The sequence below is a fragment of the Streptomyces sp. NPDC042346 genome, assembly GCF_055581845.1.
In genome coordinates this window covers 58379-82201 of the sequence record NZ_JBVJEH010000017.1, presented here as the reverse complement: position 1 = coordinate 82201, position 23823 = coordinate 58379, and the positions used below count along the sequence as shown (strand labels likewise).

The 23823-nt window shown below is 71.0% G+C and carries 19 protein-coding genes; 2 read left to right on the top strand and 17 right to left on the bottom strand.

What is annotated here, in order from left to right; genetic code table 11:
• Nucleotides 1–6: 6 nt before the first annotated feature.
• Entirely contained in the window at nucleotides 7–2112 is a 2106-nt protein-coding gene (locus ACZ6K0_RS42360) for a protein kinase domain-containing protein (protein WP_469236097.1), read from the top strand.
• 20 nt (nucleotides 2113–2132) lie between these two features.
• Here the strand turns inward: ACZ6K0_RS42360 and ACZ6K0_RS42355 are convergent, their stop codons facing one another.
• The 15 genes from ACZ6K0_RS42355 to ACZ6K0_RS42285 form a co-directional block, all read right to left on the bottom strand.
• Nucleotides 2133–2792 (bottom strand): hypothetical protein, encoded by a 660-nt coding sequence (locus ACZ6K0_RS42355; RefSeq protein WP_469236096.1) that lies wholly within the window; start codon nucleotides 2790–2792, stop codon nucleotides 2133–2135.
• Nucleotides 2793–2797: 5 nt separating this feature from the next.
• On the bottom strand, nucleotides 2798–5116 hold the full coding sequence (locus tag ACZ6K0_RS42350; protein ID WP_469236095.1) for a hypothetical protein: 2319 nt from the start codon (nucleotides 5114–5116) through the stop codon (nucleotides 2798–2800).
• Nucleotides 5117–5179: 63 nt separating this feature from the next.
• Complete coding sequence (locus ACZ6K0_RS42345) at nucleotides 5180–5596, bottom strand: hypothetical protein (RefSeq protein WP_469236094.1); 417 nt, start codon at nucleotides 5594–5596, stop codon at nucleotides 5180–5182.
• A gap of 52 nt (nucleotides 5597–5648) precedes the next feature.
• Nucleotides 5649–6893, bottom strand: coding sequence for a type VII secretion-associated serine protease mycosin (gene mycP, locus ACZ6K0_RS42340; RefSeq protein ID WP_469236093.1), 1245 nt, complete (start codon nucleotides 6891–6893; stop codon nucleotides 5649–5651).
• Between the two features lie 17 nt (nucleotides 6894–6910).
• Nucleotides 6911–8443 (bottom strand): hypothetical protein, encoded by a 1533-nt coding sequence (locus ACZ6K0_RS42335; protein ID WP_469236092.1) that lies wholly within the window; start codon nucleotides 8441–8443, stop codon nucleotides 6911–6913.
• 44 nt (nucleotides 8444–8487) lie between these two features.
• Entirely contained in the window at nucleotides 8488–8961 is a 474-nt protein-coding gene (locus tag ACZ6K0_RS42330) for a hypothetical protein (RefSeq protein WP_469236091.1), read from the bottom strand.
• Between the two features lie 135 nt (nucleotides 8962–9096).
• Complete coding sequence (locus ACZ6K0_RS42325; protein WP_376405342.1) at nucleotides 9097–11424, bottom strand: xanthine dehydrogenase family protein molybdopterin-binding subunit; 2328 nt, start codon at nucleotides 11422–11424, stop codon at nucleotides 9097–9099.
• Nucleotides 11421–12836: a (2Fe-2S)-binding protein gene (locus ACZ6K0_RS42320; RefSeq protein WP_469236090.1), complete on the bottom strand. Its 1416-nt coding sequence runs from the start codon at nucleotides 12834–12836 to the stop codon at nucleotides 11421–11423. The genes ACZ6K0_RS42325 and ACZ6K0_RS42320 overlap by 4 nt, the downstream gene beginning before the upstream one ends.
• Nucleotides 12833–13708, bottom strand: coding sequence for an FAD binding domain-containing protein (locus ACZ6K0_RS42315; RefSeq protein WP_469236089.1), 876 nt, complete (start codon nucleotides 13706–13708; stop codon nucleotides 12833–12835). Before ACZ6K0_RS42315 ends, ACZ6K0_RS42320 begins: the two co-directional genes overlap by 4 nt.
• A gap of 225 nt (nucleotides 13709–13933) precedes the next feature.
• Entirely contained in the window at nucleotides 13934–15604 is a 1671-nt protein-coding gene (locus ACZ6K0_RS42310) for a beta-N-acetylhexosaminidase (protein WP_469236088.1), read from the bottom strand.
• 4 nt (nucleotides 15605–15608) lie between these two features.
• Nucleotides 15609–16448 carry a carbohydrate ABC transporter permease gene (locus tag ACZ6K0_RS42305; protein WP_376405334.1) on the bottom strand — a complete coding sequence of 280 codons (840 nt, stop codon included), beginning with the start codon at nucleotides 16446–16448 and terminating at the stop codon, nucleotides 15609–15611.
• The gene (locus ACZ6K0_RS42300; protein WP_376405332.1) at nucleotides 16445–17413 is read right to left on the bottom strand and encodes a carbohydrate ABC transporter permease; all 969 of its coding nucleotides are present in this window, start codon (nucleotides 17411–17413) and stop codon (nucleotides 16445–16447) included. The genes ACZ6K0_RS42305 and ACZ6K0_RS42300 overlap by 4 nt, the downstream gene beginning before the upstream one ends.
• A 5-nt stretch (nucleotides 17414–17418) precedes the next feature.
• Nucleotides 17419–18723, bottom strand: coding sequence for an extracellular solute-binding protein (locus ACZ6K0_RS42295; protein WP_469236087.1), 1305 nt, complete (start codon nucleotides 18721–18723; stop codon nucleotides 17419–17421).
• Between the two features lie 281 nt (nucleotides 18724–19004).
• Entirely contained in the window at nucleotides 19005–19292 is a 288-nt protein-coding gene (locus tag ACZ6K0_RS42290) for a DUF3039 domain-containing protein (protein WP_024761666.1), read from the bottom strand.
• Nucleotides 19293–19322: 30 nt separating this feature from the next.
• Nucleotides 19323–19883, bottom strand: a complete 561-nt coding sequence (locus ACZ6K0_RS42285) for a YqgE/AlgH family protein (protein WP_376405327.1) — start codon at nucleotides 19881–19883, stop codon at nucleotides 19323–19325.
• Between the two features lie 286 nt (nucleotides 19884–20169).
• Here ACZ6K0_RS42285 and murA point away from each other — a divergent pair, with 286 nt between their 5' ends.
• Entirely contained in the window at nucleotides 20170–21510 is a 1341-nt protein-coding gene (gene murA, locus ACZ6K0_RS42280; protein WP_024761664.1) for a UDP-N-acetylglucosamine 1-carboxyvinyltransferase, read from the top strand.
• 130 nt (nucleotides 21511–21640) lie between these two features.
• Here murA and ACZ6K0_RS42275 read toward each other — a convergent pair whose 3' ends face one another.
• Nucleotides 21641–21922, bottom strand: coding sequence for an HU family DNA-binding protein (locus tag ACZ6K0_RS42275; RefSeq protein ID WP_017237029.1), 282 nt, complete (start codon nucleotides 21920–21922; stop codon nucleotides 21641–21643).
• Between the two features lie 312 nt (nucleotides 21923–22234).
• Nucleotides 22235–23647 carry an NAD-dependent malic enzyme gene (locus ACZ6K0_RS42270; RefSeq protein ID WP_376405324.1) on the bottom strand — a complete coding sequence of 471 codons (1413 nt, stop codon included), beginning with the start codon at nucleotides 23645–23647 and terminating at the stop codon, nucleotides 22235–22237.
• Nucleotides 23648–23823: the final 176 nt, after the last annotated feature.

Sequence of the window (23823 nt, the reverse complement as noted above, 5' to 3'; positions counted from 1 at the left end):
CTCTTCGTGACCACGCAGCCCCTCGCCACCGGCGACCCGCTCCGGCTCGGCCCGTACCGCCTGCTCGGCGTCCTCGGCGAGGGCGGCATGGGCAAGGTGTACGTCGGCCGTGACGCCTCCGGAGCCCCCGCCGCCGTCAAGGTCCTCCGCCCCGAGCTCGCCCACGACCAGCACCTCGCCCAGCGCTTCGTCCGCGAGGCCGACATGGCGCGGGCCGTCACGAGCCACGGCGTGGCCCGGGTCCTCGACGCGCAGACGGAGGGCGGGCGGCCGTGGATCGCCGCCGAGTTCCTCGCCGGTCCGACGCTGGACGTCGCCGTCCGCGCGTACGGGCCGATGGACGTGCCGACGGTCCGTGCCCTCGCCGCTCAGCTCGCCCGCACCCTCCACGACATCCACGCCGCCGGGCTCGTCCACCGCGACCTGAAGCCCGCGAACATCGTGCTCACCTCGACCGGTCCGCGGATCATCGACTTCGGCATCGCCCGCCCCGAGCACGGGCTCACCCTCACGACGACCGGCCAGATCCCGGTCACCCCCGGGTACGGGGCGCCGGAGCAGGTCCTCGGACAGCGCGTCGGTCCGGCCTCCGACGTCTTCTCGCTCGGTGCGGTCCTCGCGTACGCGGCGAGCGGCCGGCGCACCTTCGACGCCGCCCATGTGGCGGCGGTGCAGTACGAGGTCGTCCACGGCACCCCGGACCTGAGCCTGGTGCCGCCGGAGCTCCAGGAACTGATCGGCCCGTGCCTGGCGAAGGACCCGGCGTTCCGCCCGGCTCCGCCGCAGGTGGCCCAGGCCTTCGCCCCGCCGAAGGGCGCCGACCGGGCCTGGCGCAAGGGCCCGCTCGCCGAGGACATCAAGCGGCGCGAGACCGCCACGAAGCGCCTCGCGGCCCCCGAGGAGACCGCCGTACCCGGCGCAAGGCCGTCCCGGCGCCGCTTCCTCACCGGCGCGGCCGTGGGCGTGGCCGTCCTGGGCACCGGTGGCGGGGCGGGCGCCTGGTGGCTGAACCGCGGCGAGCCGAAGTCACCGACCGCCGACGTGCCGCCCGCCGTGCCGACCCCCGAGGCCGCCTTCATCTCGATCGTCGACAGCCCGTACGGCGAGACTCCGAAGCCCCTGTGGGGGCCCCAGGACGTCGCGGCCGCCGACGGGAAGCTCCCGCTGCCCGTACGGGATGTGCTGGTCACGCAGGCGAAGACGGGCGGCCTGCTCGCGCTCTCCGTCACGACCGGCAAGGAGCGGTGGCGGGCCAAGGACATCGACGCCGACGCCGGATTCGTCTCCGTCGCCGACCGGCTCGTCGTGGGCGTCGACAAGAACGGCGTCGCCCATGCCTTCGTCGCCTCGACCGGCAAGCCCGTCTGGCAGACGCAGAACGACGTCGACGACGTCCTCGCCGCCGACGACACGCACGTCTACCTGGTGTCGAAGGACAACGAGCTGCGGGCGGTCAACGCCTGGACCCTCGCCACCACCTGGACGCGCCCGATGACGTCCCCCCGCTCCCACAACGGCCCGGCGAAGGCCGCCGTGGGCAGGAAGCGGCTCGTGATCCACGGCAGGGACGGCTACGTCGCCGGGCTCTACACCGAGACGGGCGAGACGGACTGGGAGGTCAAGAACCAGGGCACCGAAGGCCAGCCCCCCGTCCTCGGCGACAACATCGCCTACCTCGTCGGCCGCACGCTCATGGCCCGCCGCCTCGACCGCGGCGACTTCCTGTGGGAGCAGGAGCTCCTCAGCGAAACGAGCGCGCCCTGGGGCACGCCGGCCGCGGACGGCGAATACGTCATCGCCGTCCACGGCTACACCGTCAATCGCTACAGCACCATGATGGACACCCGCTACCCGGTCTCGGACTGGTACGCCATCCTGGACGGCCTGGGCCCGGAAGTCCGGACGCTCAACCCTCCTGCCGTGGCGGGCTCGACGGTCTGGCTCCAGTCACCCGACAACAGCCACGTCCAGGTCCTTCACAAGATCACCAACCAGCCGCTCTTCACCGCGAAGATCGAGCGTCAGGGCGCCTACCAGCTGGTGAGCGACGGCAACCGCCTCTTCATCGCCCGCGGCGGCCGGATCTTCGCCATGCCGGTGTACGGCAGGTAGGACAGCCCTGGTCCGTCGCCTCAGGACGTCGGGTTCGCGGTGGGCGAGGGAACGCCCGTCGCGAGCCCGTCGTCCTCACAGCCCAGCTCCGCGGAGACCTGCCGGGCCGCCGCGTTGGCGAGGGTGATCAGGCGGGTGCGCTGCGCCAGGTCCGTGTCTGGGACACCTGCCGGGCCCCAGATGGTCGTCTCGACGACGATCTCGTGGGCGGGCGCCTTGAGGCGGCAGGAGAAGTAGACAGAACCCAGGCTGGAGGAGGTGAAGGCCTCAAGTCCCGAGGTGTAGGAGGTCACCTTCGGGGCAAGCTTCGGGCCCAGATACGGACCCTTCCCCACCGCGCCCACCTCGATCTTGAGGTTCTTCGGTCCCCCCTCGGCGGGCAGGAGGCCGCAGTACGTCACCGGCTGGGGCCGGTAGGAGTCGGCCCACGGCGCGGCCGCGTCGTCACGCAATCTGTCGAGGGCCTTGTCCGGCTTCGAGTAGTTGTCCTCGAAGCGGTCACCGCCCAGGACGGCCTTGAGCGCGGCCGTGGAGGCCGCGTCCTTGGCGAAGCCACCGCAGGCCTCGGCAGCCGTCAGGCCCTCCGGATCCTTCGTGGCTTCCCCGCCACCGCCGGAGCAGCCCGTCAGGAGGGCGGCCACAGCCACGGCCGCCCCAAGTCGCGTCAGCGCAGACCGCATGTCCGTCACTTCTTCTCGTACGGGTCGGGGAGCGAGTTGTCGCGGGAGTGCATGCGCGAGTCGCGGACGTACTTGACCAGTTCCTCGTCGAGGTAGTTCCGGTCCCGCTCGCTCCAGCCGGGGGCGTTCGCGTAGGCGATGCCCGGCCTGAGCGAGTTCTCCTTGCCCATGGCCAGTGCCTCGTCCTTCAGGTCGTCGGACTTCTTCTTGAGGAGCTCGTCCTTCTCGTACTTCTCGGCCATGTCGTCGGCCTCCATGCCGATGAAGGTCGTCACGGCCCCGCCCACCGTCTCGGCGGCCAGCGGTACGAGTACGCCACCGGCGCCGCCCGTCAGGGCGACGACACCGCCCGCGGCGACCGCGCCGACCCCGAACTTGACCCATTCGGTCGTCCTGCCGACGGCCTTCTTGTGCTCCTCGGAGTCCTTCTCGTAGTCCTTGTCGATCTGCGCCATGCGGGACTCGTCCATGATTCCCTGCGCCTCCGACCCGATGCGCAGGGTCGTCCGGGCGTCGGTGAGGTCCCGGTCCTCGAAGGTGGATCCCGGCTTGGGGCCGACTTCGTCGAGGACGCTCGTCGTGTACAGCATCTCGGCCGCCGAGAGCGTGGAGTGCCCGGTCTCGCTCTGCGACACGATGCCCATGAAGTTGACGGCGTCGCCGCGGTTCCAGAGCAGCCCGGTGTCGAACTCCTCGCCGAACCGGGACTTGCCCTTGTCGTCGTTGTTGCCGAAGGGGGAGTTCTTCTTCTCCTCCATCGTCGTGTCGCTGTCCGTCTCCAGGGAGCGGTTCAGCTCGTCGATGTAGGCGGCGCCCATCTTGCCGAGGCTGTCGTCGATGCCCGGCTGCTTGTGCATGTACTTGGGGTCGTCGCCGTACCGCTCGACGACCTTCTGCATGACCTCAGCGTTCTCCTTGGTCCGTACGTCCTTGAGGCCCTCGGTCTCGGCGTCGTACGGGTGGCCGGTGGTCGCGGACTCCAGGGCGTGGCCGAGCGCGTTGTAGCCGGGCTCCTTGGTCCTGTCACCCTTGTCGTTGAGCTCCTCGGGCCACTCGCGGTCCTTCGTGAAGTAGTCGAAGGGGTCGATCTTCTTGTTGTCCTTGGAGTTCTCGGGCGTGACGTCGATGCTGCTGTTGAAGAAGTCCGTCGACGCCTTGGGGTTGTGCCCGAGCCCCTCCATGAAACCGATCATGGGGTCGTTGCCGAGGTCGCCGCCCTGCCAGTTCAGGTGGGACGGCATGCCGTTCATCGCGTGCCAGGCGCGGTCGGCGGGCAGCCGGCCGTCGTGCGTCATCTTCCGCTCGGTGGTGACGAGCCCGTTGCCGTAGTCCTTCAGGAACTTGTCGTCGTAGTCGCCGACCCGCATCAGGTTGCTCATGACCTGGAAGCCGTACGGGCTGGTGCCGCGCGTCTGGATGGGCTCGCTGCCGGCCTTGATGACGTCGGCCTTCCACTGCTCCATCTCGGGGCTCGTGGAATGGGTCGCGGTGGCGAGCGTCAGACTCCAGTTCGTCTGGAGTTCCTTCAGCTTGTCGCGGTGGTCGACACCGAGGCGCGAGCCGTCGCTCGGGTCGCCCATGTCGGCCCAGTACTCCATGGAGCCCTTCGGTCCGACCTCCAGGGCGAACTTCTCGGCGAAGTACGGGTCCTTCTGGTTGGCCTTGAAGAGGGCGTTGAGCTTGTCGATCTCCGCCGGGGTGGCGTCGTCGCCCTTCTTGTACAGCTCGTATGCGGCGTGCGCGTCCTCGGCGTCCTGCACCTTCGAGGCGGCGGCGAGCGAGTCGTAGCTGGTACCGGAGAAGTTGTTCTTGTCCGTGCCGACGAGGCCGCGCAGCGCGCGCGATGCCACGTCGTCGGCGTTGTTCGCCTTGTCGACCGCGGCCTTGATCGCCGAGCGCATCGCCTCGAAGTCGGCCTGCTCGGGCTTGGGGCCGTCGTAGTCCTTGGACCGGCGGTCGGGGTGGATCAGATAGCTGACGACGCCGTCCTGGTCGATGCGGATGCCCTTGCCCGGGGCCTGCTCGACCAGCTTCTCCAGCTCGCTCTTCGCCGCCTGGAACTCGGTGTGCGCGTCACGCAGGATGTTGCGGATGCTGGTCGCCCCGATGAGGGCGTCGCCGAACTCCTTGGCGGTCTTTCTGACGAACGCCTGGGTCACCCCGGCGTTCTCGCCCTTCCAATCGGCCTTCTCCGCCTTGCCCCTGAGGCCGGTCTCGGCCTTGTCCTTGCTCTTCTCCAGCTTGGACACCGCCTCCGACCACACCGAGGCAGCCTCCTGGAGGCTGCCGAGCCGGGCGTGGAGAACCTGGTCGAACTTCAGCATCTAACGTCCCTCGTCAGCCGTTGCCGTACCGCGTCGTACCGTGCCGTGCCGCGCGCCGTCGGCCTACTTGAAGTGCTCGTCGATCGTGGACATGGAGAAGTTCGTGATCAGCACTTCTTCATGGTTGGCGTGGCTGATGACCGTGTCCTCAAGGTGGTTGTGGATGTGTGCACAAGCACTGAGGAGCGTCTCGGACTGGTCCCGCCACATGTCCCACATGGTCCACATCGCCGAGCCGGTCTGGAACCCGTCGCCGTCGAGGCTCTTGGCCGCCGCGTCCGTCTGGGCGCCCGCGTGGAAGGCGTCCCGCTCGAACCAGTGGAAAAGCTCCTGGGCCTCGTTGCCGATGGCCTTGAGATCGGCGGAGGTCACCTTGTAGTCGCTGGGACCGCCACCCCCGCCACCCTCGGCGGGCACACCGTTGAGCCTCATGGCAGCTGCCTCGCTGCGGACTTGGCCCCACTCCTCGTCGAACGACATCTACTTCTTCTCCATGTGAGTCACGGACGTTCAGCGGCAGGGACGGACGGACTCAGCTCCGCCGCGAACGAAGTACGGATACGGCGACACCGGCACCGAGCAGCACGGCCGCACCGATCCCGAGCCCGATCCAGAGGCCGGTGTTGCCGCCTTCCTCGGCCGAGGCCTGCGGGGCCGGCGCGGGGGCCGCGGTGGTGGACTCCACCGGACCGGGGTCGGCCGAGGGCAGGGTTTCCGGGGCGGAAGGCGTGGCGGTCGCGGCCTCGGTCAGGTCGTCGATCGGCCGGACGTCGGCCGGACCCGGGTCGCCGGGGGTCTTCAGCGTGCGAAGGGGGCGGATGGCCCCGTAGCCGATGAAGTCGCTGCGCTTCTCGCCCCCGGCGGGCTTGGCGACGGTGTTGAGCATGACCTTCAGGACCTGGTTGTTGGTCCAGTCGGGGTGCTTCGACCACAGGAGCGCGGCGGCGGCGGAGGCGAGGGCGGTGGCGTCACTGGTACCGGAGGACTTGCACATGCCCGTGCCACCGCCGCAGGCGTGCACCATGTCCTTGCCGGGGGCGACGATGTCGACCTGAGAGCCGTGCGTCGACTCGGCGGTACGAACCGCCTTCTTGTCGACGGCTCCCACGCCGACGACACCCGGAGTCGCCGCCGGGTACTCGACGTCGTTGCCCTTCTCGGCGCCGTTCCCGGTGGCTGCGAAGACCAGGGCGCCCTTGGCCAGGGCGTACTTCACCGCTTCGGTGAGTTGCGGCGATCCCGCCTTGGCGCCTTGCGAGATGCTGATGACCTTCGCTCCGGCGTCGGCGGCGTAGCGGATCGCCTGCGGCATGACCTTGTTGAACTCCTCGTCGGCCGCCGCCTGGCTCGTCGCGCCCCGTTCTCCTCCGGGCACGCGCACGGGGAGGATCTTGGCCCCCGGAGCCAGACCGAAAGCCCCGTTGCCACCGTCACGGTCGCCCGTGCCTGCGATGAGGCCGGCCATGCCCGTTCCGTGCCCCGTGTAGTCGGTGTACTCGTCCCCGGGCTTGTCCGGAGCGAAGTTCTTGCCCTGGAGAACCTGGCCCCGAAGGTCGGGGTTCTGCTTCTCCACACCGGTGTCGATGACGGCGACGGTGACGCCCTTGCCCGTGCTGAGCTGCCAGATCTCCTCGGCGCCCATGGCGTCCAGGTACCACTGCTGGGCGCGGAATTCCTCCGCGTGGGCAGGGACGGAAGCGATGCCCACCAGCAGCATCCCCAAGGCGGCCGAGGCGGTGACTCGGGCACGGCTCCGACGCGTACTGCTGGTAGACATCTGCTTCCTCGCGCTGATCAGTCGATGACGGGCGGCGCCACGCGGCGGGTGCCCTGCTGCCAGGTTTCCTCGTCCTCGACAAGGTAGTCGGGACGCTCTCCGTTCGTGTCCTCGCGCTCGTCACCGGCCCGCGTGGTGCCTCCGCGCACGAGGCCGGAGCCGCCGGGCGTGAAGGGACGCGCGCCGCCCGCTGCGGTGCCGGGACGCTGCGCCTTGCCGCCGACGACCCCGCCGGTCTCACCGGCGAGGCGGCGACCGCCACTGATGCCGTTCTGGCCGGCGCCCATGCCGCCGCCCATGGAACCGCCCATGCCGCCGCCCATGCCACGGCCCATGCCCGAGCCGTTGCGCCCGCCCTGCTCCGTGCCGATGGCGGTGGTGCGCGGGAGGCCGGTCGCGGGGCGCCCCTGCGTGCTCTGCACCTGGCGTCCGCCGCTGATGCCCTCACGAGGAACGTGGAGACCGGCGCGCTGACCGCCGGTCACCGGACCGCGCGGGTTGCCGGTGCCTCCGGTGACGGGCCCGGTGGGCCCCACGGGACCCGGGCCGCCCTTCGAGGGGAACGGCGGCATGCCCGTGGTGACGAACGGAGGCGTACCGCCGTCCTTCGTGATCGGCGGCGGCGTGCCCTGCGTCGTCGGCCCCGGCCCGGTGGTGGTGTGGGTCGGGGACGGCAGCGTGTCCACGCTGTCGATGCCCAGGTCCACAGGAACCTCGGGCCGGACCTCGGTGCTGACGGGGGGCCGGTCGGTCGGCCGGATCACGTCCGTCGGCCCGGTCGTGTCGCCCTTCGGCGGGATCGTGGTCGTCTCGTGCGTGGACCGGGTGTCCGGCTGGGTGCGCGTGCCCGTGTCCGTGCTCGTGTCCGTGCCCTGGGAGCGCCGCTCGCCCTGAGGGGTGGAACCGACGTAGGAAGACCTGTCGCTGTTACCGGCGTCGTCCGGGACGAACGCCCCCGGCGGCGGCGGGAACGTCGGCGGGACGTTGTTGCCCATGTGGAGGGACGACCACTTGTACGCCTCGGAGAGGCGGTCCATCTCCTTCGCCGCCGCCTCCTTGTTCGCCGCTTCCTTGGCCTTGATGGCGGCGAGCTCCTCGCTCGCGGCCATCTGGGACCGGGCGTTGCTGGCGATCGTCCGGGAGTCGGGATCGTTGCGGTACTTCATCGCCGCTTCGAGGTTCTCCTTGGCGGACGCGTGGGACGTGTACCGGGGCATGGCGCTCTGCGCCGAGGCGATGGCGGAGGAGTTCTCCTCCATCCACTTGGCCCCGCCCTTGCTGTAGTCCGCGAGCCCCTTCGTCGAGTTGGCCACGTTCGTGGCCCACTCGACGAAGGCCTTCTCGGCCTCGCCCTCCCAGTCCATGCGCCGCATGCTGGCGCTCAGCTCGGCGGCGATCTTCTCCAGCTGGTCCCCGACCGCCTTCAGCCGCGTCGCCGCGTCACCGACGTAGAAACTGCTGGCCTCGTCCAGCCATGCCAACATCTGCTGATGGGACATGCCGCGGAAGTTCGTTCCGCCGCCGCCTCCGCCGCCCTCTGCAGGCCTCATGCCTCGCCTCTTCCCCGTGTCCCCGACATTCCGTCCGCACCCGCCTACTGGAAGTTGCCGCCACCCTCGGTGGCCTGGCCGCCTTCGCTCGCCGGCGCACCACGGCCCGCTTCCTTGTCCGCCTTTTCCTTGGCGTCGAAGGTCCGCTGGTGGATGTCGATCATCTTGCGCTTGATGTCGTCGTCCATCTCCTCGAAGCCGTTCTTCGAGGCGACCACCGCGATCCCCAGGCCCTCCAGGCAGTCGTTGAGCAGCCCGGACAGCTCCACGAGGCGCGAGAGGGTCCCGTCGTACGCCGCGTAGGCGCCCTGGGCCTCGCCCCAGGCGGCGCCGCCGCCGCCGAACTGCGTGCGGGTCACCGGATTCTCGGCCTTCAACTTCCCGGGTTCGGCGTGCGAGCCCTGGAGGTCCTCGATGAGCCCCTCGACCTGCTTCCTGAAGGACTCCATGGAGTCGGCGCTGTACTTGACGGCTGCCGCCCGCATCCCGGACGCCATCCCACCCAACGAGGCTTCCATGCCGCGCTCCTCCCCCGTGTGAACCACCGTGCCGCGTCAACACCGTGCCGCGTCAACCAAGTCTAGGAGTTCACTGTAGTCAGGAACGACGACAGTCCGCACCTCCCGGTTGCACAAGCAACGGACATCACATGGTTACGAATTGGGCACGGCGACGGCCGCCTGCGGGCGGATCGGGAGGCGGTTGACGGGTCGTCCGGTCGCCGCGCGCACCGCTGAGGCCACTGCGGCGGGTGAGGTGACGACCGGGACCGCGCTCGCCGCCTTCGCGCCGAACGGGGCCACGACATCGCGTTCCTCGACGAGTTTCACGATGCGAATGTCCGGGGCATCCAGGGATGTCGGAAGTGCGTAGCCGGTGAAGTCTGGGTGCCGGACCAGGCCGCGGGCGGTGCGGAGGTTCTCCGTGAGGGCCGCGCCGACGCCCTGGGTGACGCCCGCCTCGATGCGGGTGGCGAGCTGGGCCGGGTTGAGGATGCGGCCGACGTCCTGGGCGACGGCCATCTCCACGACCCGTACCGCGCCGAGTTCGATGTCCACGTCCACCACCGCGCGGATCGCGCAGAAGGCGAGGCCGACGAAGGCGTCGCCCTGGCCGTCCTCGTCGAGGGGCTCGGTGGGGTGGGGCCGGCACTGGGCGGTGGCCCAGAGTTCCTTGCCGTCCATCGCCTCCGTGACCGTCGTCGAGAGCACGCCGTCGTACGAGGTGATCTTGCCGTCGGTGATCTGGAGCAGCTCGGTCGACATGCCGAACTTGTGGGCCAGCGGCTGGAGGAGCTGCGTACGGACCATCTTGGCGGCGCGTTCCACCGCCCCGCCCGAGACCCAGGTGTGGCGGCCGTGGGCGGACGGGCCCGCCGGCGGCTGGTCGGTGTCGACGGGTGCGACCTGGACCTCGTCGATGCCGAGGGTCTCCTGCACGATCTGGCGGGCGAGCGTGGAGAATCCCGAGCCGGTGTCCACGGCCGAGCAGATGACCGTGGCCACGCCGTCCATGACCCGCACGGTCGCCGTCGAGACCTCGTCCATGCCCTCCGCTCCCAGCATGTGCACCATGCCGAGGGCGTAGCCCACGCCCCGCCGCACCGCGCCGGGTTCGCCCGCGCCCTCGGGGCCGCCGGGCAGCAGCCAGTCGTCCTCCGAGGTGTCCTTGGGCAGCGGGGGGAGCGGGAAGTCGCGTACGGCGGCGAGGAGTTCGGCCACGGGGGCCGGGCAGGTCACGGTCTGGCCGGTCGGCAGGATGTCGCCGGTGGCCATCACGTTCCGCATGCGCAGCTCGGCCGGGTCCACGCCCAGTTTGGCCGCCAGCTTGTCCATCTGCGCCTCGTAGGCGGCGCACACCTGCATCGCGCCCTCGCCGCGCACATGGCCGGACGGCGGGTTGTTCGTGCGGACCGCCCAGCCTTCGACGAAGGCGTGCGGGACGACGTACGGGCCGCAGGCGAAGGCCACGGCCGCCGCGAGGGACTCGGACGAGGAGTCGGCGTACGCGCCCGCGTCGAGCAGGATCTGCGCCTCCACCTTCACCAGGTGCCCTTCCGCGTCCGCGTGGTGGCGGTAGCGCAGCAGGGTGGGGTGGCGGTGGGCGTGGCCGAGGAAGGACTCCTCGCGCGTAGCGGTGAGCTTGACGGGGCAGCCGGTACGGAGCGCGAGCAGGCCCAGCGGGATCTGGAAGCCCGGGTCCTCCCGGTCTCCGGTGGCGCCGGGGACGCCGGTCACGACCACCTTGACCTGCTCGGCCTGGAGGCCGAAGCAGGCGGCGGCCAGGTCCCGGTCGGTGTGCGGGTCGGTCGAGGCCGTGTACAGCTCGACGCCGCCGTCGGGGCGGGGCACGGCGAGGCCGGCCTCCGCGCCGATGGGCGCGGGGTCCTGGCGGCCGATCCGGTACAGGCCCTCGACGATGACCTCGCCGGTCGCGTCCGGGTCGCCGAAGCGCAGCGGGATGTGCCGGATCAGGTTGCCGTCGGGGTGCAGCGCCTCGGCGGCGAAGGCCTTCTCGGGGTCGGTCACCGGGTCGAGGAGCTCGTACTCGACGCTGATCGCGGCCGCGGCGAGCCGGGCCGTGTCGGGGTGGTCGGCGGCGATGGCGGCGATGGCCTCGCCGTGGTGCCGGACCAGGTCGGAGGCGAAGACGGGCCGGTCGGCGACGCGCCGGCCGTAGGTCGCCGCGCCCGGGACGTCCGCGGCCGTCACCACGGCCCGTACGCCCGGCATGGCGGTCGCGGCCGTCGTGTCGACGGAGACGATCCGGGCGTGCGGGTGCGGGGAGCGCAGGATCGCGGCCCAGAGCAGGCCCTCGGCCCACAGGTCCGCGGCGTACGGGAAGGTGCCCTCGGTCTTCGCCCGTGACTCGGCCTGCGGGAGCGAGGTGCCGAGGCCGTGCGCGGCCGGCTCCTGGTCCAGTGCCCCGGGGGTGTCCAGGACAGGGGGAACGGGAACGGCGGTGGTCGCGTCGCTGCTCACGCCATGCCTCCGTCGTGCGGGTGGGGAATCTGGTGCGGGACGCGGAGCTCGGCGGCGGTCTCGGGCGCGGTGGGCGCCGTGGCCGCGGCGCTCGCCTCGCGCTCGGCGACGACGTCCCGTACGGCTTCGAGGACGCCCCGGTAGCCGGAACAGCGGCAGAGGTTGCCGGCGAGCGCCTGGCGGGTCTCCAGCTCGGTGGGGGCGTGGTTGCCCTCCAGGAGGTCATGCACGGTCATGCACATGCCCGGGATGCAGAAGCCGCACTGGACGGTGCCGCACTTCGCCATCGCCCGCTGCACGTCGGACGGCTCGCCGTCGGTGGCGAGGCCCTCGACCGTCCGCACCTCGGATCCGGCGGCGGTCGCCGCCGGCACCAGGCAGGAGGCGACGAGCCGGCCGTCGACCTGCACGTTGCACGCGCCGCACTCGCCCTGGGAGCAGCCGTCCTTGGCCCCGGCGAGGCCGAGGCGCTCGCGCAGGACGTAGAGCAGGGACTCGCCGATCCAGGAACCGGTGACGGGCCGGTCGGCGCCGTTGACCCGCAGGGTGTACGAGGTGTGGGGGTGCTCGTCGCTGTCCGTGGACGCGTAGACGTCGGGCGCGGGGTCGGGCTCGGGGGCCGGGGCCGTCTCCTCCAGCGCCTCGACCGGGATCTCGGCCGGGGAGTCCGCGTCGGGCTCCGGCTCCGGCTCGGAGGCGTCCTGGACCGCATCGGCGTCGGCCTGACCGGCCTCCGCGACCGGCTCCTCCGGCAGCGCCCACGGCGCGGGCGCGCCGCCCGGCAGGGTCGCCGGGGCCTGGTCGTACGAGGTGCGGTGCGGGGGCTCGACCGCTTCCGCCGCGGCGGTCTCCGGTACGGCGGTCTCCGGTGCGACCTGCTCCGGTACGGCCTGCTCCGGCGCGACCGGGATCTCCCACTGGCCCGTGGAGTCGACCGAGGCCGTCGAGCCCGCGAAGTTCCACTCGGCCGTCGCGTGCGGGTCCTGGCCGAACCCCTCCGCGTGCTGCGACCCGTGCTGGACGTACTCGCCCTGCTCGAAGTACTCGGTCCCCTGGCCCTGCCCGAAGTCCTGCGCCTGGCCCGCGTGCTCGACGCGATCCACGTGATCCACACGATCGACGTGATCCACGTGCTCGACCTGGTCGAAGTGCTGGACCTGCTCCGCCTGCGTCGGCAGGTGCACCGTCCACGCGCCCGTCGCCGCCGGGTCGGTCGCCGCCGCCGGGGTGAGCGGCTGCAGCGGCATGATCATCGGCGGTACGTAGCCGTGGCCCGGCGCCTCCAGGGGCACGCCGTCCAGCATGAAGTCGGGCGGCAGCTGGACGAAGGCGGTCGCGTCGCCGTCGTACCCCTCGCTCTGCGGGATCGGCTCCCAGCCGCCCGGGTTCCCGTGCTGTTCGTCGTTGCTCATGCCAGTGCCCTCCCCAGTGCCCGTCGGGCGAGTGCGGCGACCGTGCGCCGCAGGTGCTGTACGGCGGGCGGCAGCTGTTCGTCGCCCGGCGGGTCCGGAATGCAGGCGGCGGCGACGTACTCGCCGAACGCCGCGAGCGCCTCGGGGGCCAGGCCCCGGTCGTTGTCCCAGTCCACCAGCGAGGCGATCCAGCGCTCCGCCTCCAGCGGGCGCAGCGGCATCGGGGCGACGGCGCCGACCGCGCAGCGCACGCCGCGCCGGGCCGGGTCGAGGACGACGGCGACGGAGGCGGTGGCGCGGGCCGGGCCGGTGCGGCCGGTGGCCTTGAGGAAGACCTGGGGGGCGTGGAGCAGCGGTACGCGGACGAAGCCGACGAGCTCGCCGGGGGCCAGCAGGTCGCGGCCCGCGAGCAGGTGGGAGACGGGGATCTCGCGGGTGCCGAGGGGGCCCACGACGACGAGGTCGGCCTCCAGGGCGGCGAGCACGGGCAGCGAGTCGCCGGTCGGCGCGGCGGTGACCACGTTGCCGCCGAGGGTGCCCGCGTTGCGGATCTGGGGCGGTCCCGCGGCGCGGGCGGCGGCGGCGAGGGCCGGGATGAGGGCGGCGAAGTCGGGGCGGCCCATGCGGGCGTGGGTGAGGCCCGCGCCGAGGAGGGCGTGGCCGTCCTGGTACTGCCAGCCGCGGATCTCGTTGATGCGGCTCAGGCCGACGAGTCCGGCGGGGCGGAGCTGACCTCTGTTGACGGCGGCCATCAGGTCGGTGCCGCCGGCGACGGGCACGGCGGCCGGCATGGCGGTGAGCGCCGCCACGGCCTCGTCGAGCGAGGCGGGCAGCGTCACGGACTGCGCCGTCTGTGGTGCGTGCGTGGTCAACCCGCTGCCCCTTCCCGGTGTCCCGGTGGTCCCCGACTGTGCCCGGCGGTCGCGCCTGCGTGTGGGCGTACCGTACGTGCTCACAGGCCGGACGTGGCAACTCTGGCACATCTTCCGAGCCGTCCGGCGCGAGGGTCCGCGAAGGACTGTTCCGTCCGGGACGCCCCAGGAGCGACGGTAACTTCCCTTTCGCCGCTCTTGGGTGAACCGGGGACGCGAGGTGTCTCACACGATCGGGGGCGCTCCTTCCAGGGGCCTGCCGAGCACTCCCGGGCGACGCTGCCGGGGCTGGGGGCCGGTCGGCGGGCGGTAGTCGACGCCGAGGGCGTCGAGGCGCCGGTAGTGGGTGTTCATGCGGCGCTCGAAGCCGGTGTAGTCGCGGTCTTCCGGGGCGGGCAGCGCGGACCAGGCGACCTCGGCGAAGGCGGCGAGGCGCGGGAAGACCTGGTAGTCGACGCGGGACCGGTTCTCCATGACCTCGGTCCAGACGTTGGCCTGGGTTCCCAGGATGTGGGCGGCGGCCTCCGGCGAGAGCCCCGGCGGGACGGGCTCGAAGCGGTAGACGTCCTCCAGGGTGCGGACGTATCCGATGGGCATCGGCTCGTCCTCGCCCGGCGCCTGACGGTGGTCCAGGTACACCTGCTGTTCGGGGCACATGACGACGTCGTGGCCGGCCTCGGCGGCGGCGATCCCGCCCGCGTACCCCCGCCAGGACGAGACGGCCGCGCCGTCCGCGAGGCCGCCCTCCAGGATCTCGTCCCAGCCGATCAGGCGGCGTCCGCGGGCGGCGAGCCAGCGGTCGAAGTGGCGGATGAACCAGGACTGGAGCCCGTCCTCGTCGGCGAGCCCGAGCTCCTTGATGCGGGCCTGGGCGGCCGGGGAGGCCTTCCACTGGTCCTTGGGGCACTCGTCGCCGCCGACGTGGACGAAGGTGGACGGGAAGAGGCCGAGGACCTCCTCGAAGACGCCCTCGTAGAACCGCAGGACGTCCTCGGTCGGGGCGAGGACGTTCGGGTTGACGCCCCAGGTGTCCCAGACGGTGAGGGCGGCGGTGTCGACGACGTCGGTGTTGCCGAGTTCGGGGTAGGCGGCGATGGCGGCCTGCGCGTGGCCCGGGAGGTCGATCTCGGGGACGACGGTGATGTGCCGCTCGGCGGCGTACGCGACGATCTCGCGGATGTCGTCCTGGGTGTAGAACCCGCCGTACGGGGCCTCCGTCCAGAGCGGCGAGGCCCGGTGTCCCCACTTGGTACGGGCCCGCCAGGAGCCGACCTCGGTCAGCTTGGGGTGGCGCTTGATCTCGATGCGCCAGCCCTGGTCGTCGGTGAGGTGGAAGTGGAAGACGTTGAGCTTGTGGGCGGCGAGGAGGTCGAGCTGGCGCAGGATGTCGTCCTTGGGCAGGAAGTGCCGGGAGACGTCGAGGAGGAGCCCGCGCCAGCCGAAGCGGGGGGCGTCCTCGACCGTGACGTACGGGAGGTCCCAGTCGCCGCCCCTCACGGGCGCGCTGCGGTACGCCTCCGGGCCGAGCAGCTGACGGAGGGTCTGGGCGCCCCAGAACACCCCGGCGGGGCCGCCGCCCTCGATGACGACGGCGGCGTCGGGGGCCTCGGCCTCGGTGGAGAGGCGGTAGCCCTCGGGGCCGTGCTCCCGCTCCACCTCCTCGCTGATCCGCAGCCGTACGGCGTGCGGTCCCGCGCCGTCGGCCAGCGGCAGTCCGGTGGCGGCGCCCAGGGTGGTGCGCAGCCAGCGCGCGGTGCTCTCGGTGCCGGGTCCCGCGTCGAGCGTCGTCCGCGCGTCGAACGCGACACGGGTGGCGCCGGGGCCGGTCCCGCCGCGCGCGACGGTCAACGGCGCCGGGATCAGGTTCACGTCGTCGGTCGTCACGTCGTCTGTCATCACGTCAGTCCTTCACCGCCCCGCCGAGGCCCGAGACCAGGCGGCGCTGTACGAGTACGAAGAAGACGAGGACCGGGATCGTCATCACGGTCGAACCCGCCATGATGCCTCCCCAGTCGTTCTCGTCGGGCTTGAAGAAGACGAGCAGCGCCATCGGCAGGGTCGACTGCGAGGTGTCGCTGATCAGGAAGGACTTCGCGAAGAGGAAGTCGTTCCAGGTCGAGATGAAGGAGAAGACGCTCGTCGCCACCAGGCCGGGGAAGACGAGCGGGAAGAGGATCTGCCACAGGAACCGGGTGCGGCTCGCCCCGTCGATCTGGGCCTGCTCCTCCAGGGCCTCCGGGACCGCCTTGACGAAGCCCCGGAGCATCCAGATCGCGAAGGGGAGCGAGAAGGCGAGGTGCGGCAGGATCAGCGAGCCGAGGGTGTTGAGCTGCCCGAAGTCCCGCATGAGGAAGAACAGCGGGATGGTGAGCGCCTCGACCGGCACCATCTGGGCGACCAGGAACATGACGAGGAGCGTCGTCCGGAACCGGAAGCGGAACCGCGTGACCGCCGTCGCCGCCAGGAAGGCGATGAGCGCGGAGGCGAGGACGACCGTGCCCGCCACGATCAGCGAGTTGAGGAAGTAGCGGCCGAAGTCCTGCTGCTCGAAGACGCGCCGGAAGGAGTCGAGGGACGGGGAGAGCGTCCACGGCCGGGGGTCGGTCGACTGGATCTCGCCCGCAGGCTTGAGGGCCGAGAGGACCATCCAGTACAGGGGGAAGGCGACGGCCGCCGCGACGAGGAGCGTGACCGCCTCGGCGGCGAGGCGCCCGGGCCTGCGTATACGGAACGCGCTCACAGTTCTTCTCCCTGGCGTCGCAGGAGCCGCAGGTAGACCAGGGTCACGGCCAGCAGGATCAGCAGCATGACCACGCCGATCGCCGAGCCCAGGCTGTACTGGGAGGAGGCGAAGGCCTTCTGGTACGCGTACACGTTGAGGACGAGGTTCTGGCCGGCGATGCCGCCGCCGTTGGTCATCACGTAGATCTGGGTGAAGAGTTTGAAGTCCCAGATGATCGACTGGATGGTGACGACGACCAGGATCGGCCGGAGCATCGGCGCCATGACCGAGCGCCAGATCCGCCACTGCGAGGCGCCGTCGAGGGCGGCGGCCTCCAGGACCTCCGACGGGATGGCCTTGATGCCCGCGTAGACGGTGACCATCACGAACGGGAAGGAACACCAGACGACTTCGAGGAGGACGAGGGCGAAGGCGCTGTACCGCCCGTACGTCCAGGAGAAGTCGCCCAGGCCGAGGAGCCGGTTCACCGGGCCGAAGTCGGGGTCGAAGAGGAAGACCCAGACGGTGGAGCCGGTGACGGCCGGCGTGGCCCAGGCGCCGAGCGCGGCCACCATCAGGACGAGCCGGGGCAGGGCCCGGACCCGGGTCAGGAGGACCGAGAGGGCGCAGCCGACGGCGAGCGTGGTGACGACGCAGGCGGCGGCGAAGACGACGGTGGCGAGGAGGACCTGCCAGAACTGGGGGTCGGAGAAGAGGGTCGTGTAGTTGCCGAACCCCTTGAAGGACGTGGGTTCGCCGCCGCTGACCTGGGCCTGGGTGTACTCCAGGAAGGAGATGAGGCCGAGCTGGTAGACGGGGTAGACGAGGAGTCCGCCGATGACGGCGAGGGCGGGCAGGAGGTACAGCCAGGGGGTCCAGGCGCTGGTGCGCCGGGCGGTGCGGGGGGTCCGCGCGCCGCGCCGGGGGGCCGGGCGCGCGGTCGTGCCGGTCCGCTTCTCCGTGCGTTCGATCGAGGTCGTCATGCGTCTCAGCTCGCCGGCGCGAAGGCCGCGTCCATCTTCTTCGCGGCGTCGTCGGCCGCCGCCTTGATGTCCTTACGGCCGCTGACGACCTCCTGGAACATCGTCGGCAGGACGAGGGAGGAGTCGATCTGGCCCCAGCCGGGGGACGCGGGGACGAACTTGGTGCCGGCGTCGAGGGTGTCGATGAAGGGCTTCACGAAGGGCTGGCGCTGGGCGGCGGCGGCCCGTACGTCGGTGTAGGTGGGCAGGAAGCCCATCGCGTCGAAGAGCTTGCCCTGGGTGTCCTTGCCGGTGAGGGACTTCAGGAGGTCGACGGCGAGGGTGCGGTGCGAGGTGCTCTTGAGGACGCCGATGTTGTTGCCGCCGGCGAAGGCCGGGGCGATCGAGCCGGGGGCCGTGCCGGGCAGCGGGACGACCGCGTACTTGCCCTTGACCGTGCCGGCCTCGACGGCCGCGTGGCTGAAGTCGCCGCCGATGGCCATGGCGGCCTTGCCGGAGGCGAAGGCGGTGACGGTGGCGTTGCCGCCCATCTGGGCGCACTTGGCGGCCGGGCAGTTGTCGTCGCCGAAGAGCGAGGTGTAGGTGGCGATGCCCTTGCGGGCGGCCTCGCTGTTGATGGCCGCCTTGTAGGTGCCGCTGTTCTCGGTGGCGATCTCGCCGCCCGCCGACCAGACGAAGGGCATGGCGCCGTAGGTGTAGGCGCCGCCGACGGCGATGCCGTAGAGGTCGGGCTTCGCCTTGCGGATCTTCTTGGCGGTGGCGATCAGTTCGGCCTGGCTCTTGGGGGCGGTGAGGCCGAGTTCCTTGAAGACGTCGGTGCGGTAGTAGAGGGCGCGGAGGCCGACGAAGAGCGGGGAGCCGTAGACCTTGCCGCCGACGGTGACGGACTGCCGGGCCGTCGGGTCGGTGTCCTTGGCCTCGTCCCAGGCCGCGAACTCGGCGCTGATGTCGGCGAGTCCGCCGTCCTTGACGTATCCGGCGGTGTCGGTGTTGCCGTACTCGATGAGGTCGGGCGCGGACTTGGGGTCGTTGAAGGCGGCCTTGACGCGCTGGGCGCGGGTCTCGACGGGGATGTACTCGACCTCGACCTTCGTGCCCTGGTTCCGCTTCTCGAAGGCGGCGACGGCCTGGTCGACGACCTGCTCCTTGGGCTTGTTGCTCACCTCCTGGAAGAGCCAGACGCGCAGGGTGCCGCTCTTCTCGTCCGCCGTCGCCTTGCCGTCGGACGTCTGGGGCGCGCAGGCCGTGGCGGTGAGCCCCGCGAGCAGGAGTACGGCTGCCGGGGCGGCGAGGCGGGCAGGAAGCTTCATGGGCGGATCCCCTCCGAGTGCGTCCGTTGCAACATGCGCAATGCGCGTTTCGTTCTGCACAACACGCGTGAGGTTAGGCGCGCTTCCGGCGAGCCGACAAGAGGTCTCGACCACTTCAACCACTCCGTGACCGGCGAAAGCACCCTGTGCAACGGCCCCGACGCACTGCCCGGAAACGCGAAACGGCCCCCGTCGCGCATGCCGAAGCACGCACGACGGGGGCCGTCCCCGACGTCAGGACCTACCGGACCCGCGGGATCCACACGCCCCGCGGGATCCGCCTACTTGTCCTTGCCGCCCTTGTCCTTGTCGCCACCGCCGGCGCCCATGGACTCGTAGATCTCCTTGCACATCGGACAGACCGGGTACTTCTTGGGGTCGCGCCCCGGCACCCAGACCTTTCCGCACAGCGCCACGACGGGAGTCCCGTCGAGGGCGCTCGCCATGATCTTGTCCTTCTGGACGTAGTGGGCGTAGCGCTCGTGGTCGCCGTCACCGTGGGACACCTGCGGAGTCGGCTCCACGAGGGTTCCCGTACCTGCCCCGCGCTCGGGCTCGAGAGTGCTCATAACCGCCAAGGGTACTGAAAGCCGCGGGGGTCAGTTGAGGGACGGGTCGTCGGGGTACGTCGCGATCATCGCGAGTTCACCGCGCTGGCGGCGCAGCACCTGCCGCCAGAGGGTCTCGGGGTGCGGCGCGGAGACGTCGCCGGGCTCCGACTCGACCACGTACCAGGCTCCGTCGCCCAGCTCGGTCTCCAGCTGGCCGGGGCCCCAGCCCGCGTACCCGGCGAAGATCCGCAGGGAGCCGAGGGCCGGTCCGAGGAGCTCGGGCGGGGCCTCCAGGTCGACGAGGCCGATCGCTCCGTACACCCTGCGCCAGCCGAGGGGGCCCTCGTCGCCGGGGATCACGGCGACGCCGAGCGCCGCGTCGAGCGAGACGGGGCCGCCCTGGAAGACGACGCCGGGTTCGCCGGCGAGTGCGGCCCAGGGCGCGAGGATGTCGCCGACGGTCACCGGCGTCGGCCGGTTGAGGACCACGCCGAGCGAGCCCTCGTCGTCGTGGTCGAGCAGCAGGACGACCGCGCGGTCGAAATTCGGGTCCGCCAGCGCGGGGGTGGCCACGAGCAGCCGTCCTGTGAGCGAGGACACCTCGGTCATGCGACACATGATCCCGCATCTTCGGCGTTCGCGGGGGCTGTCGGGCCCGATGGGGGTGCGGCGGCGGGAAGTCGACGGCCTTCGCAGTTCAGAAGGGCGCGGCGGGTCTTCCCGTACGGACGAACCGGCACAAGCGGACGGTAACGCTCCGCAAGATCACGGGAACAGAGGGTGTTGTGCCGAATTCATTACATCTGACAGACCCCCCGACACACCCGAACGGGGTCCCATGGCCCCTTACCCTTTTCTCTGGCCACCCGACCGACCCGACCGGAACGCGAGATTCATGACCGGCACAGACGATGTCCTGCTTGTCCACGGCGGAACCCCGCTGGAGGGCGAGATCCGCGTCCGCGGCGCGAAGAACCTCGTGCCCAAGGCGATGGTCGCCGCCCTGCTCGGCAGCGGTCCCAGCCGACTGCGCAACGTTCCCGACATCCGTGACGTCCGCGTGGTCCGCGGACTGCTCCAGCTGCACGGGGTGACGGTCCGTCCGGGCGAGGAGCCCGGCGAGCTCGTCCTCGACCCGACGCACGTGGAGTCCGCGAACGTCGCCGACATCGACGCGCACGCCGGCTCGTCCCGCATCCCGATCCTGTTCTGCGGCCCGCTGCTGCACCGACTGGGTCACGCCTTCATCCCGGGTCTCGGCGGCTGCGACATCGGCGGCCGGCCGATCGACTTCCACTTCGACGTCCTGCGCCAGTTCGGCGCCACGATCGAGAAGCGGGACGACGGTCAGTACCTGGAGGCCCCCCAGCGTCTTCGCGGTTGCAAGATCCGCCTCCCGTACCCCTCGGTCGGTTCGACCGAGCAGGTGCTGCTCACCGCCGTCCTCGCCGAGGGCGTCACCGAGCTGTCGAACGCGGCCGTGGAGCCCGAGATCGAGGACCTCATCTGCGTTCTGCAGAAGATGGGCGCGATCATCTCCATGGACACCGACCGGACCATCCGGATCACCGGTGTCGACCGCCTCGACGGCTACACCCACCGGGCGCTCCCGGACCGCCTCGAGGCGGCCTCCTGGGCGTCGGCGGCGCTGGCCACCGAGGGCAACATCTACGTGCGCGGCGCCCAGCAGCGCTCGATGATGACCTTCCTCAACACGTACCGGAAGGTGGGTGGCGCCTTCGAGATCGACGACGAGGGCATCCGCTTCTGGCACCCGGGCGGCTCGCTCAACGCGATCGCCCTGGAGACGGACGTGCACCCCGGCTTCCAGACGGACTGGCAGCAGCCGCTGGTCGTGGCCCTGACGCAGGCCTCCGGCCTCTCCATCGTCCACGAGACGGTGTACGAGTCGCGCCTCGGCTTCACCTCCGCGCTGAACCAGATGGGCGCGCACATCCAGCTGTACCCCGAGTGCCTGGGCGGCTCCGACTGCCGCTTCGGCCAGCGCAACTTCCTGCACTCCGCGGTCGTGAGCGGGCCCACCAAGCTCCAGGGCGCCGACCTGGTCATCCCCGACCTGCGCGGCGGCTTCTCGTACCTGATCGCGGCCCTGGCGGCCCAGGGCACGTCCCGGGTCCACGGCATCGAGCTGATCAACCGCGGCTACGAGAACTTCATGGAGAAGCTCGTCGAGCTGGGCGCCAAGGTCGAGCTCCCGGGCAGCGCACTGGTCTAACGAAGGCCGTACGGGCCCTCCGGGGCCCGTGCAACGCCTTCTGAGGCCCGTACGACGCCCTCTGAGGCACAAACGGAAGGGCGGCCACCCCCTGACAGGGTGGCCGCCCTTTCTGCGCCTACAGGCTGCCTTACTTGCCCTTGGCGGCTTCCTTGAGCTTCGAGCCCGCGGAGACCTTCACGCTGTAGCCGGCCGGGATGTTGATCGGGTCGCCGGTCTGCGGGTTACGAGCGGTGCGAGCGGCACGGTGGGTGCGCTCGAAGGTCAGGAAGCCGGGGATGGTGACCTTCTCGTCGCCCTTGGCGACGACCTCACCGACGGTCTCGGCGAGAGCGGCCAGCACGGCGTCGGCGTCCTTGCGGGTCACCTCGGCACGGTCGGCCAGGGCGGCCACCAGCTCACTGCGGTTCATGTTGTTACTCCCGTGTTCTTCTTGCCTGTGAGGCGTGCCACGCGGCGGAAGCCGCGTGATTGGGTACAGCGAAGCCGATGCTGCCAGGGCCTTCGGACAGTCCCCGGACCCGGGTCTAATGACAGACCCTCGCGCCCAAACACGCATCCTGCCCCCACCAGCGGCGGGAACGCCAATCCGGCACCCCCTGGGGTCACACGAAAAGCGCCGGAGCCCCGTAGTGGTGACGTTCCGTCGACTCCGTGATTTCCGTACGGAGCCGAAAAGCCACCCTAAAGGCGGGTTTGCGGCATCGCGAATCGCGACGCGCCGTCAGCGACCGCTCGCCGCCTTGGCCGCGTTGCGCACCGCGCCCGCCACCGCGCCCGCGACCTTGTCGTTGAAGACCGACGGGATGATGTAGTTCGGGTTCAGCTCGTCCTCGGTGACCACGTCGGCGAGGGCCGAGGCCGCCGCCAGCATCATCTCCGTGTTGACCGTACGGGACTGGGCGTCCAGCAGGCCGCGGAAGACACCCGGGAAGACGAGCACGTTGTTGATCTGGTTCGGGAAGTCCGAGCGGCCCGTGGCGACGACGGCGGCCGTCTGGCGCGCGGCGGCCGGGTCGACCTCCGGGTCGGGGTTCGCGAGCGCGAACACGATGGCGCCCTCCGCCATGGCGGCGACGTCCTCCGCGCCCAGCAGGTTCGGGGCCGACACGCCGATGAAGACGTCCGCGCCGACGACGGCCTCCTTGAGGGTGCCGGTGACGCCCTCGGGGTTGGTGTTGTCGGCGATCCAGCGCAGCGGCGAGTCGGCCGGGGCGTCCACGAGGTCCGGGCGGTCCGCGTGCACGACGCCCTGGATGTCGGCGACGACCGCGTGCTTGACGCCCGCCGCGATGAGCAGCTTGAGGATGGCCGTACCGGCCGCGCCCGCACCGGACATGACGACCCGTACGTCGCCGACGCTCTTGCCCACCACGCGCAGCGCGTTGGTGAGGGCGGCGAGGACGACGATGGCGGTGCCGTGCTGGTCGTCGTGGAAGACGGGGATGTCGAGGGCCTCGCGCAGCCGGGCCTCGATCTCGAAGCAGCGGGGCGCGGAGATGTCCTCCAGGTTGATGCCCGCGAAGCCGGGGGCGATCGCCTTGACGATCGCGACGATCTCGTCGGTGTCCTGCGTGTCGAGGCAGATCGGCCAGGCGTCGATGCCGGCGAAGCGCTTGAAGAGGGCGGCCTTGCCCTCCATGACCGGCAGGGAGGCCATCGGGCCGATGTTGCCGAGGCCGAGGACGGCGGAGCCGTCGGTCACGACCGCGACGGAGTTGCGCTTGATGGTGAGGCGGCGGGCGTCCTCGGGGTTCTCGGCGATCGCCATGCACACGCGGGCGACGCCCGGGGTGTAGATCATGGAGAGGTCGTCACGGTTGCGGATGGGGTGCTTGGACGCCATCTCGATCTTGCCGCCGAGGTGCATCAGGAACGTACGGTCGGAGACCTTGCCGAGGACGACGCCCTCGATGGTGCGCAGCTGCTCGACGATCTCGTCGGCGTGCGCGGTCGAGGTCGCGGCGATGGTGACGTCGATGCGGAGCTTCTCGTGGCCGGAGGCGGTCACGTCGAGGCCGGTGACTGATCCGCCGTGGGACTCCACCGCCGTGGTGAGCTGGGAGACCGCGGTTCCGCTCGCGGGAACCTCCAGCCGGACCGTCATCGAGTACGAGACGCTGGGCGCCGTTGCCATGGCCGACTTCCTCTGCTTTCCCTGAGCTTCGTTGCTACGCCGCCCCGGCTGGTTGCCTGGCGGCGCCCTCCGATGGTCGCACCTACCTGCCGGTAGCAGGTAATGCGGTCATTTTGTTTTCGGAAAGTAGTTTCCACCATACGAGAAGTCCGGAGGAAACAGAAGAGGCCCCCGTC

Excerpts from the sequence above, each read along its gene's own strand:
- ACZ6K0_RS42320 (WP_469236090.1), bottom strand. The coding sequence starts at position 12,836 with ATGAGCAACGACGAACAGCACGGGAACCCGGGCGGCTGGGAGCCGATC.
- ACZ6K0_RS42350 (WP_469236095.1), bottom strand. The coding sequence starts at position 5,116 with ATGCTGAAGTTCGACCAGGTTCTCCACGCCCGGCTCGGCAGCCTCCAG.
- ACZ6K0_RS42285 (WP_376405327.1), bottom strand. The coding sequence starts at position 19,883 with ATGACCGAGGTGTCCTCGCTCACAGGACGGCTGCTCGTGGCCACCCCC.
- ACZ6K0_RS42345 (WP_469236094.1), bottom strand. The coding sequence starts at position 5,596 with ATGTCGTTCGACGAGGAGTGGGGCCAAGTCCGCAGCGAGGCAGCTGCC.
- ACZ6K0_RS42330 (WP_469236091.1), bottom strand. The coding sequence starts at position 8,961 with ATGGAAGCCTCGTTGGGTGGGATGGCGTCCGGGATGCGGGCGGCAGCC.
- ACZ6K0_RS42335 (WP_469236092.1), bottom strand. The coding sequence starts at position 8,443 with ATGAGGCCTGCAGAGGGCGGCGGAGGCGGCGGCGGAACGAACTTCCGC.
- ACZ6K0_RS42270 (WP_376405324.1), bottom strand. The coding sequence starts at position 23,647 with ATGGCAACGGCGCCCAGCGTCTCGTACTCGATGACGGTCCGGCTGGAG.
- ACZ6K0_RS42300 (WP_376405332.1), bottom strand. The coding sequence starts at position 17,413 with ATGACGACCTCGATCGAACGCACGGAGAAGCGGACCGGCACGACCGCG.
- mycP (WP_469236093.1), bottom strand. The coding sequence starts at position 6,893 with ATGTCTACCAGCAGTACGCGTCGGAGCCGTGCCCGAGTCACCGCCTCG.
- murA (WP_024761664.1), top strand. The coding sequence starts at position 20,170 with ATGACCGGCACAGACGATGTCCTGCTTGTCCACGGCGGAACCCCGCTG.
- ACZ6K0_RS42295 (WP_469236087.1), bottom strand. The coding sequence starts at position 18,723 with ATGAAGCTTCCTGCCCGCCTCGCCGCCCCGGCAGCCGTACTCCTGCTC.
- ACZ6K0_RS42310 (WP_469236088.1), bottom strand. The coding sequence starts at position 15,604 with ATGACAGACGACGTGACGACCGACGACGTGAACCTGATCCCGGCGCCG.
- ACZ6K0_RS42355 (WP_469236096.1), bottom strand. The coding sequence starts at position 2,792 with ATGCGGTCTGCGCTGACGCGACTTGGGGCGGCCGTGGCTGTGGCCGCC.
- ACZ6K0_RS42275 (WP_017237029.1), bottom strand. The coding sequence starts at position 21,922 with ATGAACCGCAGTGAGCTGGTGGCCGCCCTGGCCGACCGTGCCGAGGTG.
- ACZ6K0_RS42290 (WP_024761666.1), bottom strand. The coding sequence starts at position 19,292 with ATGAGCACTCTCGAGCCCGAGCGCGGGGCAGGTACGGGAACCCTCGTG.